Genomic DNA, 17,029 nt, shown 5'->3' with positions numbered 1-17,029 from the left:
GCACGCTAGACAATGCCCTGCTGCTTCAGCGCTTCGATCTTGCCCGCATCATAGCCGAGCTTGCCGCCGAGCACCTCCTCTGTGTGCTCGCCGAGCAGCGGCGGGGCGCGGTAAGTCTTGATCGGGGTCTCCGAGAGGGTCAGCGCGTTGCGGATCAGCGACAGGTCGGGTTCGAAGGGATGGTTGACCTTCACGCGCATGCCGCGCGACTGCACGTGCGGATCGGAGAACACCTGCTCGAAATTGTTGATCGGGCCCGACGGCACGCCGGCCTCCTCGAGCTTCTCCAGCCAGTAGGCGACCGGCTGCTTCAGGAACAGGCCGGCGAAGATCGCCATGATCTCCTTGCCGTGCACGACGCGGTCGTTGTTCTTGATGAAGCGCGGATCGCTGGCGAGGTGGGGCTCGCCGAGCACGGCGCAGGTGCGCTGGAACTGGCCATCATTGCCGACCACCAGCATCAGCTCGCCGTCGGTGCAGCGGAACACGCCGGCCGGCATGCCGCCATTGCCCCAGGTGCCGCGGCGCGGCGGCATCTTGCCGTTGACGAGGTAGATCTGGAGCCAGTGCGACAGCGAGGCGATGACGGTGTCGAACAGGCAGACATCGATGTGCTGGCCCTGCCCGCCATTGACGTCGCGATGGTAGAGCGCCGAGAGAATGCCGATCGAGGTGTTCATGCCAGTCATGTAGTCGACGATCGACGGGCCGACCTTCATCGGGCCCTCGCCCGGCTCGCCGTCGATATGGCCGGTGACGCTCATCAGGCCGCCCATCGCCTGGAGGATGGCGTCATAGCCGGCGCGCGGTGCGTAGGGACCGGTCTGGCCGAAGCCGGTCACCGAGCAATAGATAATCTTGGGATTGATCGCCTTGATCGTCTCGTAGTCGAGGCCGTAGCGCTTGAGATCGCCGACCTTGTAGTTCTCCATGAAGACGTCGGCATCCCTGGCGAGTTCGCGGATGATCGCCTGCCCCTCGGGCTTGGCGATGTTGACGGTCACCGACTTCTTGTTGCGGTTGGCGCAGAGATAGAATGAATTGTTGTTGTTGGCCTTGCCCTCGGGGTCGGTCAGGTAAGGCGGGCCGAAGGCGCGCGCGTCATCGCCGGTGCCCGGCCGCTCGATCTTGATCACCTCCGCGCCGAGATCGCCGAGCATCTGGGCCGACAGGGGCCCGGCAAGCACGCGAGTGAGGTCAAGGATCTTGATGCCTGAGAGCGGCAGGGCCGACATGTAAGCTTCCTCCGGGGAACTGGATCTTTGGCGCGGCGGCGAGATCGCGGGCCGCGCACCTTGCGGATACACCATTTTCGCATCCTGAGCACTGCGCCCCGGGCATACGGCCATCCCCGCCCCGCCAATCGGAAGCGGCGACTTTCCGTGCCGCGAAGAAAGCGTCAGGTCGCGGTCGCCGCGGCGATGTGCGGCCGCCGCCGGCCGAGCAGGACCAGGATCAGCACCGTGGCGCAGGAGAACACGAAAGTGAGACCGAGCACGCCGCGGCTGCCGAACTGGGTGAGCAGGCCGGCCAGCAGCGGCGGCGAGATCGCAGAGGCCAGGTTGAGCGGCAGCGCGATCATCGACATCGCCTTGGTGAATTCGGCCTGATCGTAGAACACCAGCGGGATCGTCGCCCGCGCCACGGCCATCGCGCCGCTGCCAGCGCCATAGAGCAGGATGAAAACGGCGACCGCCCAGGTCGCGCCCTCGCTCAGCATCAGCAGCAGCATCGCGACGGGCAGCGCCGTGCCGGCGACGAGCCCGGTGGTGATCCCGTCCCAGCGGCCGCCGCCGAGGAAATCGAGCCCGCGGGCGCTGACCTGGATCACGCCGAGCATGGAGCCGAACGCGATCGCCTGCGCCGGCGCGAGTCCCTCCGCCCGCAGCAATTCGATGAACACGGCGTTGAGGCCGAAATTGACGAAGGCGTTGAGGGTAACCGCGGAGACGACAAGGCCGAACGTGCTCCGGGCAATCCGGGCGACCTCCGCACGCTTCGCCGGCGCGGCGCCCTCATCCTTCGCGACAATCCGGCGCGGCGCGGCAAACGCATAGAGCGGAAGCGACACCAGGATCAGCATGGCGGCATAGACGACGCAGGTGCCGCGCCAGCCGAGATGACCGCTCAGAAACGACGTGGTCGGCCAGAAGATGCTGCTGGAGAGGCCCGTCACCAGCATGAGCGCGCCGATCGCGCTCTTGGCCTGCCGCCCGGCAATCTCGTTCAACATGATATAAGCGCCGGTCGAGAGCGTGGCGCTGCCAGCCACGCCGAAGATGGTCCAGGCGGCGAAATAGAGCACCGGCTCGCGCGCGACGGACAGCAGCACGAAGCCGGGCACGGTGAGGACGGTCCCGACCATCATGACCTTGCGCGCGCCATGCCGCGCGAACGCCCTGGCGAGCCAGGGCGCGCACAGGCCCATGGTGACGTAGAGAACGGAGGTCCCGCCGAACACTGCCGGCAGGCTCATGCCGAGATCGGCGGCAAGATCGCGCCCGACGATGGCGGGCAGCCCGATCGTGCCCCATGCGATGAGCTGGGTGATCGCGAGCACCAGCAGGATGCCAATAAGCCTGCCGTCAGATTTCAAGAACCGCATTCCAAAGGTCGCCTGCCCGGCGGGCGAAGACCGTGCCCGTGACGTCAGTCTTACCCCTGGGTGCGGCGGCCGGGAAGTTCGGTTCCGAATGGCACGGCGGCGTCAGCCGCAGAGCAGCGCGGTCATCAGGACGTGTGACCCGGATCGATGTGCTTCGGCGTCTTCTTCTCGCGCTGGGGCGTCATTCTGGCCGGGTCCGGCGCATCAGGCACACCGCGGGGCCCGAGTTGCTCGCGCTGGATGTCGTCTTCGGACCGGGGCGGCTCGACGCCGTTTTGCTCACGTGGCCTGGTCATCGCGGCCTCCTCTCGAATGCTGTCCCTAAGGCGCGATGAGTCCTTGATGAATCGTCATCGCGCTTCAGGTCGTTGTTTGAGCATGATCTTTCGGAAAACCGCTGCGCACTTTTCCGGATCATGCTTTAGATCCCGAGCGCGTTCTCGCCGGCGTCGCGGCCGGGCACGCTGACATGAACTTCGTGGCCCTCACGCAGCGCCAGGGACGCTGCCGCGACGGCGGACTCGAACGCCGCTTCCTTGGTGGCATATCTGCTCTTGACGTCGCCATCGTGCAGCACGCCCCATTCGTCCTGCACTGGCACGATCGCGTATTGAGCAAGGCCCATGGTCTCCTCCTCCAGCTGTTTCAAATCCGTGTCTAACGCTGCGTCAGCTGCGGATGCGCGGCGGTCACCCGCCACACCGTGTTGCCGCTGTCGTCGGCGACCAGCAGCGCGCCGGTCTTGTCGATGGCAACGCCGACGGGACGGCCGCGCGCGTGGTTGTCGCTGTCGAGGAAGCCGGTGACGACGTCCTGCGCCGGACCGCTCGGCTTACCGTCCGCGAACGGCACGAACACGACCTTGTAGCCGTTCAGCACCTGCCGGTTCCAGCTGCCGTGCTCGCCGACGAAGGCGCCGCCGCGATAGGCGCTCGGCAGGCTGGTTCCGGTGTAGAAGGCCATTCCGAGCGGCGCGACATGCGAGCTCAGCGCGTAGTCGGGCACAATCGCCTTGGCGACGAGATCCGGTCGCTCCGGCTTGACGCGGGGATCGACGTGCTGGCCGTAGTAGCTGTAGGGCCAGCCATAGAAGCCGCCGTCCTTCACCGAGGTCATATAGTCCGGCACGAGATCGGGACCGATCTCGTCGCGCTCATTCACGACCGTCCACAGCGCGCCGGTCTGCGGCTCGAAGCTGAGCCCGTTGGGATTGCGCAGGCCGCTCGCAAAAATGCGCCAGCGGCCGCTGGCGCGGTCAACCTCGAGGATCGCGGCGCGGTTGTGCTCGGCCTCCATGCCATTCTCGGTGATGTTGCTGTTGGAGCCGACACCCGCATAAAGCTTCGCGCCGTCGAGGCTCGCGACCAGGCTCTTGGTCCAGTGATGGTCGATCGGTCCGCCCGGCAGCTCTGTCAGCACCGTGCCCGGCGCGGTGATCTTGGTATCGCCTTCGGTGTAGGGATATTTCACGATCGCATCGGTGTTGGCGACATAGAGGTCGTTACCGACCAGCGCAACGCCGAACGGCGAGTTGAGATGGTCGAGGAAGACACTCTGCGTATCCGGCACGCCGTCGCCGTTGCTGTCGCGGAGCAGCGTGATGCGGTTGCTCGGTCCGGTGTCGCCGCCTGATGTCGCCCAGGACTCGATATAGCCCATCACGATCTCCTTGGGCCGCTTGATCGGGGCGGATTTCGGCGCCTTGGATTCCACCACCAGCACGTCGCCGTTGGGGAGCACGTAGAGGAAGCGCGGATGCTGGAGGCCCGTGGCGAAGGCCTTGGCCTGCAGCCCCTGCGCGACGGTCGGCGTCTCTCCCTTCTTCCAGCCGACGATGCGCGCGATGTGCATCGGCGGCAGCAAATATTGCTGGATATCGGGCAGCTTCGGATTGGCGCCGATTTGCGCCGTGGGATCGCCGCTGCCGTCGTCGCAGCCGGCAAGACACAGCAGTGACGAGCACACCAGCGCGCGGGCAATCGACGATTTCATCGCGCAACTCCTACGCCGTGGCGATACACCATGGACCAGCCGAGCCAGCCGGTGACGGGCAGGATCAGCACGGTGATCACCGAAAGAATGAGTCCGGTCGGCCACACCGAGGTCCAGGCGTCGCGCGTGTGGATCAGCGCATTGATGATGGCGAGGATCAGCACGATCGCGTTGCCGATCAGATGCGGCCAGGCCGGCGTCTGCGCACGCACCAGGCGGTTACAGAGGAAGTCCGTCAGGCCCGCGATCGCCGCTAGCACGCCGAAGACGACGCCGACCAACAAGAGCCAGGCGGAAAAGTCCGCCCACATGATCTCGGCACTGACGACATAGGCGATGTCGGTCAAGAGCGCGCCGATGAAGCACGCTATCGGGATCGGCACCAGCATCGGATGAATAGGATGGCCCGCGATTTGCGCGGTGGAACGCACGCGCACAGCTTCTTGCACGGTTGGCCTCGTGTGGCTTTCACCCCCCCGACCGGCCAACTCGTGCTTGCGCTGAAGGTTCCAAGCGTCGGTGCGCGGCAAACTGCACTCAGCACCCCAACACTGACGAGGAACTGATCGAGAATCGCTGCCTTGAACTCGACCCACCATACTCGGAGACAGACCGTGGATCAGCCCGGCGACGGCGCTTCTTTCAATCCAGCCTCCAAGCTCGACGGTGTATCGCGCCGCCAGACCGAGCAGATCGACTCCCAGAGCCGGCCGAACGCCGCACTGATCCACGAGACCATCCGCGCCGAAGGTGAGCAGGAGCTGGAGCGGCGATGGTGGGCCATCGTGCTCTCGGGTCTTGCCGCCGGCCTATCGATGGGATTGTCCCTGATCGTCCAGGGCGAGTTTCACGCGCTGATCTTGGATGAAAGCACCCGGCGCCTGGTCGCTCCGCTCGGCTACACGGTGGGCTTCCTGGTCGTGGTGCTGGGGCGGCAGCAGCTCTTCACCGAGAACACGCTGACGCCGATCCTGCCGCTGTTGCCACAACAGGGATCTCGAGACCTTGGGAAGCGTGCTCAAGCTGTGGGGCCTGGTCCTCGCCTCGAACATTGCAGGAACCTGGGCCGTTGGTTCCGTGCTTGCCCGAGTCAGCATCTTCGAGCCGCGTGTCGTGGACGCCTTCGTCGATCTCAGCCGCCACACCATCGAGGGGACGTTCGCGACGACGGTCGTCCGGGCGATCTTTGCCGGTTGGGTGATCGCCCTGATGGCATGGCTTCTTCCAGCTACCAAAGGATCGCGCGCGCACATCATCGTCGTGATGACCTATGTGGTCGCGCTCGGCGAGTTTGCGCACATCGTTGCGGGCTCGGTCGAGTGCGCTTTTCTGGTGCAGAGCGGCCAGGCGTCGCTGGCCCAATATACCGCCGAGTTCTTCGTGCCGACGTTGCTCGGTAATATACTGGGTGGAACGACCCTGGTTGCTCTGCTGAACTATGGACAAGTTGCCGCGGAAATTGACGACCACAGGGAATAGGGCTGCACCCGCGCCAACCCGACAGGAACGATGCGCCACGTCCCGAGCTTGCCTCATCAGATCAAGTGCCGCGATAAGTAGGATCTCCATGAGCACTGAAACCCAGAGTCCATTCGACAAGGAACCGGCCGAAGGATCACGCGATATCATCGAGCGCGAGCTAAAGCGCACCGACGAGGCAGCTAAGAACAAGGTGGATCATCTGCCCGGCGTCAAGGTGAGCGGTCAGCCTCAGGGCGGCGCCGTGGACCGCGCGAAAGAGGCGCGCCAGGTGAAAGACACCGAGCGGGAATAGTCGGCTCGGCGCATCGTCTGCGCCTCAGGCTGCGTGCGAGGTTATCGTGCGGACCGCACCGTCTGGGTTAGATAGGCATCATAGGCGCGCTTCAAACCATCGTGAAGTGAGGTCTTGGCGCGCCAGCCGAGCTTGTCGAGGCGGCTGACGTCGAGCAGCTTGCGCGGCGTGCCGTCGGGACGCGAGGTATCGAAACTGATCTCGCCGCTGTAGCCGACGATCTCGGCGACGACCCTCGCGAATTCGGCGATGGCGATGTCCTTCCCGGTGCCGATGTTGATCAGCTCGGGGCCGGAATAGGTCTTCATCAGGTGCACGCAGGCGTCCGCCATGTCGTCGACATAGAGGAACTCGCGCCGGGGCGTGCCGGTGCCCCAGACCACGACGCTTTTCGCGCCGGAGACCTTGGCCTCGTGAAAGCGGCGGATCAGGGCGGCGACGACGTGGCTGAGCTCGGGATGATAATTGTCGCCGGGGCCGTACAGATTGGTCGGCATCACGCTGATAAAGTCAGAGCCATACTGGCTGCGATAGGCCTCCACCATCTTGATGCCGGCGATCTTGGCAATGGCATAGGGCTCGTTGGTCGGCTCCAGCGGACCTGATAGCACCGAATCCTCGCGCAGCGGCTGCGCCGCCAACTTGGGATAGATGCAGGAGGACCCCAGGAACATCAGCTTCTCGGCGCCGTTCTGGTGCGCGGCGTGGATCACGTTGGCCGCGATCGCGATGTTGTCGTAGATGAACTCGGCCCGCAGCGTGTTATTGGCGACGATGCCGCCGACTTTTGCGGCGGCGAGGAAGATCACCTGCGGCCGCACGCGCGCGAACCAGTCGAACACCGCGGCCTGGTTGCACAGGTCGACGTCGCGGCGGTCCACCGTGACGAGCTCGACCTCCTCGCGCGCGAGCCGGCGCAGCAGGGCGCTGCCGACCATGCCGCGATGGCCGGCGACGTAAACACTTTTGCCCTTCAGCTCAAACGGGATGCTTGCCACGGCCGGCGTCCCGTTTTGCTTCGGCGAGATCACTCGCCACCATCTCCGCGACGAGCTCCGCAAACGTGCGCTTCGGCTTCCAGCCGAGCACCTGCCGCGCCTTGCTGGAATCACCGACGAGGAGATCGACCTCGGTCGGGCGGAAATAGGTCGGATCGATCCGCACCACGGTCTTGCCGCTCTTCTCGTCGACGCCGGTCTCGTCGACGCCCTGTCCGCGCCATGCGATGCGTCGGCCGACCTGCGCAAAAGCCAGCTCTATCATCTCGCGCACCGAGCGCGTCTCGCCGGTGGCGAGCACGAAATCGTCCGCCTTGTCGGCTTGCAGGATCATGTGCATGCCCTCGACGTAGTCCCTGGCATGGCCCCAGTCGCGCTTGGCCGAAAGATTGCCGAGATAGAGCGTGTCCTCGAGCCCGACCTCGATGCGGGCGACGCCGCGGGTGATCTTGCGGGTGACGAAGGTTTCGCCGCGGATCGGGCTCTCGTGGTTGAACAGGATGCCGTTGGAGGCGAACATGCCATAGGCTTCGCGATAGTTCACCGTGATCCAGTAGCCGTAAAGCTTGGCGACGCCATAAGGCGAGCGCGGGTAGAACGGCGTCGTCTCCTTCTGCGGGATCTCCTGCACGAGGCCGTAGAGCTCGGAGGTCGAGGCCTGGTAGAACCGCGTCTCCTTCTCCATGCCGAGGATGCGGATCGCCTCCAGGAGGCGCAGCACGCCGATCGCATCGGCATTGGCCGTGTATTCCGGGCTCTCGAAGCTGACGGCAACGTGGCTCTGCGCGGCAAGATTGTAGATCTCGGTCGGCCTGATCTGCTGCATCAGGCGGATCAGATTGGTCGAATCCGTCATGTCGCCGTAATGCATCAGGAACGGCACGTTGCCGACATGTGGGTCTTGATAGAGATGATCGACGCGCGCGGTATTGAACGAGGACGAGCGGCGCTTGATGCCGTGCACGACATAGCCGAGCGACAGCAGATATTCGGCCAAATAGGCGCCGTCCTGGCCGGTCACGCCGGTGATGAGAGCAATCCGCTCAGCCATATGAAATCTCAACTCCCAACGCGACGTGATTGACCGAGGCCGACTTGTTCGTGCCAGCAAACAACGCGACATTCTTTCTTTGACAGAATGGCAGCCATGGTCAACTCGGGGAATGCCAAGAAATTTCCAGGAGATCAGGAAACCGGAGGTATGGCCGGCGCAATCCGCGGGCGCCATCCGCCGCAAACTGCACAACCGGGATTGGAGCGGGTGGAGGGGATCGAAACCTCGTATTCCACCTGGAAGTTGCGTGATTTTCGCAAGTTTTCAAGAACTGTTCTAGCAATTCGCAGCTTTCCGGGCAATTGAACTACTGGATTTCTCTTGGTCGGAATGACGATTTGCAAGACCCGCCTCCCCGATTCGTCGCGAGCACTCGATGGCTTGCCAATGAGCCCCTAGATGCTACTTTAGAAGATGCTCAGATCCATTCAGACACTTCGCAACACATCGTCCGATGCCCAGATACTGGCGGCCGATGACGACCAGCTTGCGTTGATCGGGGGTGGCGACAATTATTACATGCCATGGCATTGGCATGATTGCCTGATGATCCTCCTGCCGCGCGTGGGCGTCGTTGATTTCCGGGACGAGACGAGAAAAACCCCGGCCTGGCTGAGCGAAGACCGGTTCGTTGTCGTGCCCAAGAACCTCTCTCATCAGACCACTGCGCCCCGCAGGGGGCACGAGCACCTGGCTATCTATGCGACGGACGATCAATTGGCCGGAATGGCAACCCGACTCGGATCTCTGAACCGCGTCCGGACCAAGCTCAAGGCTCCTACGTTCTTTGCGGTCTCGCGCGAGATGCGGTCTCTGCTCGGTCTTTGCCAAGCCGGCGCTCCCGACAACTTGGCCGCGCAATCGGCTCGTAGCCATCTCGTCGCCGCACTGCTCATCAATTGCCTGAGCCAGATCGAACGCAATGATCCGCTTCCGGCGTCGACTTCCGGAAGCCATGGTGATGCGCTTGTCTCCGAGATGAAATGCTTTATCAGGAACAACGCAGCCAGCGACCTCTCTCTGGACCTGATCGGCGCCACTTTCGGCCTGTCGAGACGCCATCTCACTCGATTGTTCCGCGAAAAGACCGGCGTGACGATTGGCGAATTCCACGAACAGGAGCGGATCGCGCGAGCACGCCTGCTGCTGACCACGACGGATTTGCCCGTCGGAGAGATCGCCTGGAGAGTGGGACTGGAATCCGGCTCGGCCCTCGCGAGGATGATGCGGCGGGTAGCCGGCATCTCGCCGACCGCCGCGCGCCGGCATGGCCCGATTTGACAAGCTGTAAGTCCCTCCCGGTCGCGCACTAGACCGGTCTCGCCCCCTACTCTCCTGGATTGCCTAGGGAGGGTGACGGCGGCATGAAAGTTCTTCAGCCAGACGGATTCATTGTCTTCTCCAATGTCACGAAGACATTCCGATCGGGATCTCAGAGCTACACCGCGATCCGCGACGTCACACTTTCGCTGAGACGCGGCGAGGTCACCATGCTGCTCGGCCCGTCCGGATGCGGCAAGTCCACGCTTCTCAATTTGGCGGCGGGACTCGTCAGCCCAAGTCAAGGCGGAGTGACCTACGACGGAGCAACGATCGGCGGGTTGAACAATCGAGTCGCTTACATGACGCAGCAGGATCACTTGCTGCCATGGAGGACCGTCGCAGGCAACGTTTCGATCCCGCTGGAGGTCGCGGGACTTGCGAAGCGCGATCGAGAAGCCCGCATAGAGCAACTTCTCTCCCTTGTCGGGCTCGGAGACTTCGCCAAATCCTATCCCAACCAGATTTCGGGCGGAATGCGCAAGCGTTGCGCACTTGCGCGGCTGCTCGCAGCCGACCGGGAGACGCTTCTTCTCGATGAACCATTCGGCGCGCTCGATGCGCAGCTCAGGTTGACGCTTCAGGCCGAGTTGCTCAGGATCTGCCGCAAGCTCGATCTGACCGTGATGTTCGTGACGCACGATATCGAGGAGGCGGCGGCACTGGGTGACAAGTGCGCCGTGTTTCATGGCCGCCCGGGCACGATCGCGAAAGTCTTCGACAATCCTCTGCCCAAAGACCGCGACCTCGCAAGGTTGAGGTTCGACTCCCGTCATCACGATTTCACCAACGAACTCTGGGCGATGCTGACGCCGGATTTGGCGACGATGCCCTCGCCATCCGCCATCGCGGTCCCGGCCTAGGAGAGCCTCGATGGAAAACCACCCGTCATATCGCTCAATCATGCTTGCGCGCCTGGGGTTACTCACCGTGCTCGTCGTCATCTGGCAGTCGGGGTCAGTCTGGTCCGGAAGCGAGTTTTACATCTCGACGCCCTCTGCCATCGCCGCAAGCTTCTGGGCCATTCTGCGGAGTGGAGAGTTGTTGTTTCACGCCTCGATCACGACGGTAGAGGCGCTTGCCGGGTTTCTGATCGGCGGAAGCGCGGGCGTTTTCGCCGGGCTGGTCCTCGGACGTTCACGGCTCCTCGCCGGTATCCTCGATCCCTTCCTGGCGGCGATCTACAGCCTTCCCAAGGTGGCGCTGGCGCCGCTGTTCGTGCTTTGGCTCGGCATCGGCATCGAGATGAAGATCGTGCTGGCGGCCGTTACGGTGTTCTTTCTGGTGTTTCTGAACACCTATACCGGCGTGCGGAGCGTGAGCAGGGAACAGCTCACCGTGATCAGATTGATGGGAGCATCGGAGCGGCAGTTGATGTCGAAGCTGGTGCTTCCGTCGGCCATCACGTGGGTCTTCGCCGGCTTGCGGCTGTCCGTACCCTACGCCCTCATCGGAGCGATCGTCGGGGAAATCATCGCCTCGAACAGAGGCCTCGGCTATCTGATCTCCAATGCCGCGTCCAAGTTCGACACACCCGGCGTCTTCGCCGCCCTGATTGCGATCGTCGCCCTCACCATGCTGTTGAGCTTCGCCGTCAAGATACTGGAACGCGTCCTCATGCCTTGGAAAGAGGCTGAGGAACACCGGGAAGTAACGGTTTAGCCGCGCCCAATTCACCCCTTTCCTTCTCGCATCGGGAGATATCATGCAGGTTTCGAGAAGACAGGCATTTGCCATCGCAGGCCTTGGCGCTGCCAACATGCTTTGCGCTCCGGCGATCGCTCAATCGAGGCAGAAGATCGTGCTGGGACAGCCGAGCGAGGGATTCATCTACCTTCCGATCTACGTGGCGCGCACGAAAGGCTTCTTCGAACGAGAAGGCTTGGACGCGGAGGTGATCACATTCTCCAAGGGCGGAGCCGAGGCGTTGGCGGCAGTGCTGGGTGGCCAATCGGACATCTACGTCGGCAGCCCGAGCGTCCAGTTGCGGGCGCAGGAAAAGCGCCAGCCGGTGCAATCCTTCGCAGCGGTTCAGACGCAGTTTGGATCGGATCTGGTGCTTTCAGCCGACGCGGCGAAAAAGATCGATCTTGCGAATTTGAAGGATCCCAGGGCAAAGGCAGCCGCCTTGAAGGGCCTGACCATCGCGGTGGCAGGTCCTGGAAGCCTGACGGACCTGATGGTCCGGCACATCGCCGTGTTCGGCGGCCTAAATCCGGATCGGGATATGACCATCACGCCGATCGGGGGCGGAAGCAGCATGCTGGCCGCTTTGGGACAAAAACGGATCGACGGATATGCGTTGTCCGCTCCGACGTCGACCACGGGAATTGCGCGGTTCGGCGGTGCGATGCTGTTCGACTTCGCCAGGGGTGAATACCCCCCGTTCGCCGACATCCTGTTCTATACGCTTATCGCCCGCAACGACTGGATCGTCGGAAAATCCGAGCTCGCGCAGAAATTGGTGCGCGGTCTCTGGAACGGCCTTCGTTACATGAAGTCCAGTTCGGACGACGCCCGGGAGGCGGTACGACCATTCTTCACTCAGGTTCCGAAGGCCGAGTTCGATCTGGCTTGGCGCCTGACCCTGCCGTCTTTCCGCGACAATCCGAGGATCGAAGAGAGTGGCATGCTGAAGAACTACAAGTTTCTCGAGGAGGGTGAGCAGAAGCCCGTGAACGTGCCGATCGCGGCCTCCTACACCAACGCCGTCGTCGACGCCGTCGCCCCATCGATGAACTGAGATCGGCTATTGAGATGACCGAGATCAAGCTGGTTAATGTCTTCACGCATAGGGGTGCCGGCGGCAATCCTTGTCCGATCGTCATGGATGCGTCCGCGCTCCCCAGCGATGATATGCAACGCATCGCGAGACATTTCGGGCACGAGTCCGGGTTCGTTCTGCCCGCGGTCAGTGGCGATGCGGACTACATCTTTCGATTCTGGGTCCCCCGCCATGAGATGGAAATGTGCGGCCACGCCACCATCGGCGCGTTGTGGGCCCTGGCCACGACAGGAGATTTGCGAACCGGGCAGGTGCGCATCGACACGCGCAGCGGACCGGTGACCGGTTTCATCGACACGGCTCGATCCGATGACCCCTACGTTGAGATCACTCAACCGGTCGGGAAAGTGGTCGATCTGTCGCGCGAAGAAGAAGAGGTGGTACTAGCGGCGCTTCACATCTCACGGGCCGACCTGCTCGACCTGCCGATTCAAAACGCCGCGACGTCGCGCGTGAAGACGCTCATTCCGATGAAGAGCGTCGACCTCCTGAACAATCTGGTCTCGAACATGCCAACGACCGAGCAGTGTTGCGAAAGCATTGGGTCGACCGGGCTCTACCCTTATGCGATCGATCATCAGGGCAGCCGTCGTTTTGAAGCCAGGCAATTCCCAAAATCGTCGGGCTACCCGGAGGACGCAGCAACGGGAATCGCTGCCGCGGCGCTCGCGTTTGGGTTGCTCAAGAATCGGCTCGTCAAGGCTGACAGCGAGCGCATTACCGTCCTGCAAGGCCGGGCGATGAATTCCTTGTCCGAAATCGGCATCCGACTCGGCTTTGCCGACGACAGGCCGGTGGGCTGCCTGCTTGGAGGATGCGTGAAACTCCACCGCTCGCAGGCGTGGTGATTTCCCGGACGTGAGCAACGTCCCAGATTGGAGCGGGTGAAGGGAATCGAACCCTCGTATTCAGCTTGGAAGGCTGCTGCTCTACCATTGAGCTACACCCGCATCTTGCGATCACCTAACACGGCCCGCTGGCGGTCTCAACTGTCCCCGGCCGCCCTTTCCCGCCTCGCGAACGGGCTTGTTCCCCGTCCTCCGGCCCCCTCCTCTTAACGGCGCGGCGATTCGACCCTATATTGAGGCTCCCGTAACCAACGAAAGGAGGTGATCCAGTGTCTTATCTCAAGCGCTGTCACCTCGCTGGGATCGCCCGCTAGGCTTTGAACCAAAGGCCTGGCATCGGGGCGCTCTCAGCCCTGGACCAGCGAGCAAGAAATCGGGCGCGACGGGGCCTCCCCGCCGCGCCTTTTCTTTGGGGTTTTGTCGGCACAAGCTGCGGCAATACGTCCTTTGGACGCGCGCAACAAAAAATCAACGAGGTGACGATGCTCTACGCCATCCTGGCCTACCATGTGGAAGACGAGATCCGGTCCTGGACGCCGGAGCAGGACGCCGCGGTCGTGGCCAAAGTCATCGAAGTGCAGGCGCCGCTGCGCGCCAGCGGACATTTCGGGCCGGCCGCACGTCTGGACGACACCCGAAAGGCCCGCACCCTGCGCGGCCCCGGCGCCGGCATGGTGCTCGACGGCCCGTTTGCAGAGACCAAGGAGCAGCTTCTCGGCTTCCACCTCGTCGAATACGACACGGACGAGGAGGCGATCGCGGCGGCGCGGAAGCTGCGCGAGGTCAATCCGACCGCGGTCTACGAGATCCGCCCGGTGAAGCTTTACGTCGCAGCCGATGGGTTCGGCACGACATCGCCGTGACCGCGCGCTTTATGAACCCTGGTCCGCCGGTGCGATATAGAAGCGCCGGACCAGGAGCCCGCCGAAGGCGATGAACCACACGAAGGGTGCGACATGCGGCGCGAACGCCGCAACGATCGTGCCCGGGATGAACACCAGCAGCGGAAACAACGAGGCCATCGTCTCGCGCCGCCAGCCGCCGAGGATCGTCCACCACAGCAAGGCGTTGAGGCCGGCGATCGCGGTCAAATTCAGGCCGTACAGCACCGCCGCCGCGCTGCTCATGGCGTAATTGGTGTAGAGCCCGTTGGTGACAGGCAGCAGCACGATCGAGAGCAGAAAGAACAAATTGAGGATCACCGCGCCGCGGCTGCCGACCGCCTGACGCGCCAGCCGGCGGTGGTGGCTGATCCAGAACAGGCCGGCGATGATGAAGCTGAGCGCAAAGCCCGCCAGCTTGCCGGAATAGACCTGGGCCAGATCGCTCCAGTCGGGCGCGCTGGTGAAGACAGCGGCCTTGGGCAAATCATAGGCAAGCAGCGTCATGGCGACGCCGAAGATGGTGTTGCTGAGCGATTCCAGCCGCCGCATCTCGAACTGGTCGGGTTTGAGCTCGGTCATGCCTGTTGCACGCTTCTCGGGCTGGAACTTTGGGCTGTCTTGTCCCTAGGTCTTAACATCGGTTTCGTCCAGCCGCATTGCGATTCGAGCCGGGATCGCCGACCCTCACCCTTTCACCGGGGCGATTCGTGGCGACATATCTGGACACGCTCAATGCGGAGCAGCGCCGCGCTGTCGAGCATGGCGTGGCCGATGGCGCGACCGTGGGCGCTCCGCTGCTCGTCATTGCGGGTGCCGGCTCCGGCAAGACCAACACGCTGGCCCATCGCGTTGCGCATCTGATCGTCGCAGGCGCCGATCCGCGCCGCATCCTCTTGATGACGTTCTCCCGCCGCGCCGCGGCCGAGATGGCCGGCCGGGTCGAGCGCATCGCGCGAAAAGTGCTCGGCGAGAACAACGCCGCGATCATGCGCGACGCCCTCACCTGGGCCGGCACCTTCCACGGCATCGGCGCGCGGCTGCTGCGCGAATATGCCGAGCGGATCGGCGTCGATCCCGCTTTCACCATCCATGACCGCGAGGATTCCGCCGACCTGATGAATCTGGTGCGGCACGAGCGCGGCCTATCGAAGACCGAAAGCCGCTTTCCGGCCAAGGGCACGTGTCTCTCGATCTACTCGCGCTGCGTCAACGCCGAGATGGAGATCGAAAAGGTGCTCGGTCAACACTATCCCTGGTGCGCGGGCTGGGCGGCCGAGCTGAAGGGCCTGTTCGCCGCTTACGTCGAGGCCAAGCAGTCTCAGCACGTGCTCGATTACGACGATTTGCTGCTCTACTGGTCGCAGATGATGAGCGATGCGCTGATTGCCGAGGAGATCGGCGGCCGCTTCGATCACGTGCTGGTCGACGAATATCAGGACACCAACCGCCTGCAGTCCTCGATCCTGCTGGCGCTCAAGCCGGACGGACGCGGGCTCACCGTGGTCGGTGACGACGCCCAGTCGATCTATTCGTTCCGCGCCGCGACCGTGCGCAACATCCTGGATTTTCCGCAGAGCTTTTCGCCGCGGGCGGAGATGATCACGCTCGACCGCAATTACCGCTCGACGCAAGCGGTGCTGGCGGCGGCCAATGGCGTCATCGGGCTTGCGCGCGAGCGCTTCACCAAAAACCTCTGGACCGACCGCAGCGCAGGGCGGAAGCCGCAGCTCGTCACGGTGCATGACGAGGCCGACCAGGCGCGCTACATCGTCGAACAGGTGCTGGCCAACCGCGAGCAAGGCGCGCTGCTCAAGCACCAGGCGGTGCTGTTCCGGACGTCCTCGCATTCCGGCCCGCTGGAGATCGAGCTGACCCGCCGCAACATCCCGTTCGTGAAGTTCGGCGGGCTGAAATTCCTTGACGCCGCGCATGTCAAGGACGTGCTGGCACTGCTGCGTTTCGCCGAAAATCCGCGCGACCGCGTCGCCGGCTTCCGCATCCTGCATCTGTTGCCGGGCATCGGCCCCGCCACCGCGCAGCGCGTGCTCGACCAGATGGCGGAGAGCAGCGATCCATTGCACGCGCTCGGCCAGTTGCCGGTGCCGGCACGCACCGGCGCCGACTGGACCGACTTCGTCCGCACGGTCGAAAATTTGCGCTACTCGGAATGGCCTGTCGATCTCGAGCGCGTGCGGCTCTGGTATGAGCCGCATCTCGACCGCATCCATGAGGATTCCGAGACGCGCCGCGCCGACCTGATGCAGCTCGAGCAGATCGCGAGCGGCTATTCCTCGCGCGAAAAATTCCTGACCGAGCTCACGCTCGACCCGCCGGATGCGACCAGCGACAAGTCCGGACCGCCCTTACGCGATGAGGACTATCTGATCCTCTCGACCATCCATTCCGCCAAGGGCCAGGAGTGGAAGTCGGTGTACGTGCTCAACGTCGTCGACGGCTGCATGCCCTCCGATCTCGGCGCCGGCACCTCGGCGGAGCTCGAGGAGGAGCGCCGCCTGCTCCATGTCGCGATGACCCGCGCCAAGGACGATCTGCATCTCGTGGTGCCGCAGCGCTTCTTCACCCACGGCCAGCAGGCCAAGGGCGACCGCCACGTCTACGCCTCGCGCACCCGCTTCATCCCGGAGCAACTGGTCTATCTATTCGAGCGCACCGCCTGGCCAAAGGCCGCCGCGGGCACCGCGCGCACCGCGGCGCAAGGGCCGAAAATCGATATCGGGGCGCGGATGCGCGGGATGTGGCGGTAGACCG

The 17,029-nt window shown here is 63.6% G+C and carries 18 protein-coding genes, 1 tRNA gene and 1 pseudogene; 10 read left to right on the top strand and 10 right to left on the bottom strand.

The features are described 5' to 3' along the window. Window positions 1-5: 5 nt before the first annotated feature. From JJB99_RS16065 to JJB99_RS16040, 6 genes are all read right to left on the bottom strand, one after another. Window positions 6-1,235, bottom strand: coding sequence for a CaiB/BaiF CoA transferase family protein (locus tag JJB99_RS16065; RefSeq protein ID WP_200499656.1), 1,230 nt, complete (start codon window positions 1,233-1,235; stop codon window positions 6-8). A gap of 164 nt (window positions 1,236-1,399) precedes the next feature. Then, window positions 1,400-2,605: an MFS transporter gene (locus JJB99_RS16060; protein WP_200499655.1), complete on the bottom strand. Its 1,206-nt coding sequence runs from the start codon at window positions 2,603-2,605 to the stop codon at window positions 1,400-1,402. Window positions 2,606-2,730: 125 nt separating this feature from the next. Next, entirely contained in the window at window positions 2,731-2,901 is a 171-nt protein-coding gene (locus JJB99_RS16055) for a hypothetical protein (protein ID WP_200499654.1), read from the bottom strand. A gap of 125 nt (window positions 2,902-3,026) precedes the next feature. Then, on the bottom strand, window positions 3,027-3,230 hold the full coding sequence (locus JJB99_RS16050) for a hypothetical protein (RefSeq protein WP_092220800.1): 204 nt from the start codon (window positions 3,228-3,230) through the stop codon (window positions 3,027-3,029). Between the two features lie 32 nt (window positions 3,231-3,262). Continuing rightward, window positions 3,263-4,597, bottom strand: a complete 1,335-nt coding sequence (locus tag JJB99_RS16045; RefSeq protein WP_200499653.1) for a PQQ-dependent sugar dehydrogenase — start codon at window positions 4,595-4,597, stop codon at window positions 3,263-3,265. Then, window positions 4,594-5,046: a DUF2231 domain-containing protein gene (locus JJB99_RS16040; RefSeq protein ID WP_200499652.1), complete on the bottom strand. Its 453-nt coding sequence runs from the start codon at window positions 5,044-5,046 to the stop codon at window positions 4,594-4,596. The genes JJB99_RS16045 and JJB99_RS16040 overlap by 4 nt, the downstream gene beginning before the upstream one ends. Window positions 5,047-5,211: 165 nt before the next feature. Between JJB99_RS16040 and JJB99_RS16035 the strand changes: the two are divergent. Together JJB99_RS16035 and JJB99_RS16030 are read left to right on the top strand one after the other, a co-directional pair. Then, window positions 5,212-6,076 (top strand): annotated as a pseudogene (locus JJB99_RS16035) (formate/nitrite transporter family protein). A gap of 88 nt (window positions 6,077-6,164) precedes the next feature. After that, window positions 6,165-6,371: a hypothetical protein gene (locus JJB99_RS16030; RefSeq protein ID WP_200499651.1), complete on the top strand. Its 207-nt coding sequence runs from the start codon at window positions 6,165-6,167 to the stop codon at window positions 6,369-6,371. A gap of 41 nt (window positions 6,372-6,412) precedes the next feature. Here the strand turns inward: JJB99_RS16030 and fcl are convergent, their stop codons facing one another. Further along, window positions 6,413-7,369 carry a GDP-L-fucose synthase gene (fcl, locus tag JJB99_RS16025; protein ID WP_283816041.1) on the bottom strand — a complete coding sequence of 319 codons (957 nt, stop codon included), beginning with the start codon at window positions 7,367-7,369 and terminating at the stop codon, window positions 6,413-6,415. Next, entirely contained in the window at window positions 7,350-8,420 is a 1,071-nt protein-coding gene (gene gmd / locus JJB99_RS16020) for a GDP-mannose 4,6-dehydratase (RefSeq protein WP_200499650.1), read from the bottom strand. The genes fcl and gmd overlap by 20 nt, the downstream gene beginning before the upstream one ends. A gap of 96 nt (window positions 8,421-8,516) precedes the next feature. On the opposite strand from gmd, the gene JJB99_RS16015 reads away from it, so the two are divergent. The 6 genes from JJB99_RS16015 to JJB99_RS15990 all read left to right on the top strand — a co-directional run bounded on the left by JJB99_RS16015 (window position 8,517) and on the right by JJB99_RS15990 (window position 13,376). Then, window positions 8,517-8,729: a hypothetical protein gene (locus JJB99_RS16015; protein WP_210347644.1), complete on the top strand. Its 213-nt coding sequence runs from the start codon at window positions 8,517-8,519 to the stop codon at window positions 8,727-8,729. 108 nt (window positions 8,730-8,837) lie between these two features. Next, window positions 8,838-9,704: a helix-turn-helix domain-containing protein gene (locus tag JJB99_RS16010; RefSeq protein WP_200499648.1), complete on the top strand. Its 867-nt coding sequence runs from the start codon at window positions 8,838-8,840 to the stop codon at window positions 9,702-9,704. A 209-nt stretch (window positions 9,705-9,913) separates the two neighbouring features. Then, window positions 9,914-10,606, top strand: coding sequence for an ABC transporter ATP-binding protein (locus JJB99_RS16005; RefSeq protein ID WP_246775263.1), 693 nt, complete (start codon window positions 9,914-9,916; stop codon window positions 10,604-10,606). Between the two features lie 10 nt (window positions 10,607-10,616). Beyond that, window positions 10,617-11,405 carry an ABC transporter permease gene (locus tag JJB99_RS16000; protein ID WP_200499646.1) on the top strand — a complete coding sequence of 263 codons (789 nt, stop codon included), beginning with the start codon at window positions 10,617-10,619 and terminating at the stop codon, window positions 11,403-11,405. Between the two features lie 43 nt (window positions 11,406-11,448). Next, entirely contained in the window at window positions 11,449-12,486 is a 1,038-nt protein-coding gene (locus tag JJB99_RS15995) for an ABC transporter substrate-binding protein (RefSeq protein WP_200499645.1), read from the top strand. A gap of 14 nt (window positions 12,487-12,500) precedes the next feature. Next, window positions 12,501-13,376 (top strand): PhzF family phenazine biosynthesis protein, encoded by an 876-nt coding sequence (locus JJB99_RS15990; RefSeq protein WP_200499644.1) that lies wholly within the window; start codon window positions 12,501-12,503, stop codon window positions 13,374-13,376. A 28-nt stretch (window positions 13,377-13,404) separates the two neighbouring features. Here the strand turns inward: JJB99_RS15990 and JJB99_RS15985 are convergent. Then, window positions 13,405-13,478, bottom strand: a tRNA-Gly gene (locus JJB99_RS15985). A gap of 380 nt (window positions 13,479-13,858) precedes the next feature. On the opposite strand from JJB99_RS15985, the gene JJB99_RS15980 reads away from it, so the two are divergent. Then, window positions 13,859-14,239 (top strand): YciI family protein, encoded by a 381-nt coding sequence (locus JJB99_RS15980; protein ID WP_200499643.1) that lies wholly within the window; start codon window positions 13,859-13,861, stop codon window positions 14,237-14,239. Between the two features lie 9 nt (window positions 14,240-14,248). Here JJB99_RS15980 and JJB99_RS15975 read toward each other — a convergent pair whose 3' ends face one another. Further along, the gene (locus JJB99_RS15975; protein ID WP_200499642.1) at window positions 14,249-14,839 is read right to left on the bottom strand and encodes a TMEM175 family protein; all 591 of its coding nucleotides are present in this window, start codon (window positions 14,837-14,839) and stop codon (window positions 14,249-14,251) included. Between the two features lie 128 nt (window positions 14,840-14,967). Between JJB99_RS15975 and JJB99_RS15970 the strand changes: the two genes are divergently transcribed. Then, window positions 14,968-17,025 (top strand): ATP-dependent helicase, encoded by a 2,058-nt coding sequence (locus JJB99_RS15970; RefSeq protein WP_200499641.1) that lies wholly within the window; start codon window positions 14,968-14,970, stop codon window positions 17,023-17,025. The last annotated feature ends 4 nt before the right edge of the window (window positions 17,026-17,029 follow it).

This window comes from Bradyrhizobium diazoefficiens, from assembly GCF_016616235.1.
In the GTDB taxonomy this organism is placed as follows: Bacteria; Pseudomonadota; Alphaproteobacteria; order Rhizobiales; family Xanthobacteraceae; genus Bradyrhizobium; species Bradyrhizobium diazoefficiens_H.
This window is presented reverse-complemented; position numbering and strand designations above follow the sequence as displayed.

What these genes read in the sequence shown, in the direction of transcription:
- JJB99_RS16010 (WP_200499648.1), top strand. Translation starts at nt 8,838, where the DNA reads ATGCTCAGATCCATTCAGACACTTCGCAACACATCGTCCGATGCCCAG.
- JJB99_RS16000 (WP_200499646.1), top strand. Translation starts at nt 10,617, where the DNA reads ATGGAAAACCACCCGTCATATCGCTCAATCATGCTTGCGCGCCTGGGG.
- JJB99_RS16030 (WP_200499651.1), top strand. Translation starts at nt 6,165, where the DNA reads ATGAGCACTGAAACCCAGAGTCCATTCGACAAGGAACCGGCCGAAGGA.
- gmd (WP_200499650.1), bottom strand. Translation starts at nt 8,420, where the DNA reads ATGGCTGAGCGGATTGCTCTCATCACCGGCGTGACCGGCCAGGACGGC.
- JJB99_RS16015 (WP_210347644.1), top strand. Translation starts at nt 8,517, where the DNA reads ATGGTCAACTCGGGGAATGCCAAGAAATTTCCAGGAGATCAGGAAACC.
- JJB99_RS16060 (WP_200499655.1), bottom strand. Translation starts at nt 2,605, where the DNA reads ATGCGGTTCTTGAAATCTGACGGCAGGCTTATTGGCATCCTGCTGGTG.
- JJB99_RS15995 (WP_200499645.1), top strand. Translation starts at nt 11,449, where the DNA reads ATGCAGGTTTCGAGAAGACAGGCATTTGCCATCGCAGGCCTTGGCGCT.
- JJB99_RS15980 (WP_200499643.1), top strand. Translation starts at nt 13,859, where the DNA reads ATGCTCTACGCCATCCTGGCCTACCATGTGGAAGACGAGATCCGGTCC.
- JJB99_RS16050 (WP_092220800.1), bottom strand. Translation starts at nt 3,230, where the DNA reads ATGGGCCTTGCTCAATACGCGATCGTGCCAGTGCAGGACGAATGGGGC.
- JJB99_RS16045 (WP_200499653.1), bottom strand. Translation starts at nt 4,597, where the DNA reads ATGAAATCGTCGATTGCCCGCGCGCTGGTGTGCTCGTCACTGCTGTGT.
- JJB99_RS15975 (WP_200499642.1), bottom strand. Translation starts at nt 14,839, where the DNA reads ATGACCGAGCTCAAACCCGACCAGTTCGAGATGCGGCGGCTGGAATCG.
- JJB99_RS16065 (WP_200499656.1), bottom strand. Translation starts at nt 1,235, where the DNA reads ATGTCGGCCCTGCCGCTCTCAGGCATCAAGATCCTTGACCTCACTCGC.
- JJB99_RS15990 (WP_200499644.1), top strand. Translation starts at nt 12,501, where the DNA reads ATGACCGAGATCAAGCTGGTTAATGTCTTCACGCATAGGGGTGCCGGC.
- JJB99_RS16055 (WP_200499654.1), bottom strand. Translation starts at nt 2,901, where the DNA reads ATGACCAGGCCACGTGAGCAAAACGGCGTCGAGCCGCCCCGGTCCGAA.
- JJB99_RS16005 (WP_246775263.1), top strand. Translation starts at nt 9,914, where the DNA reads ATGCTGCTCGGCCCGTCCGGATGCGGCAAGTCCACGCTTCTCAATTTG.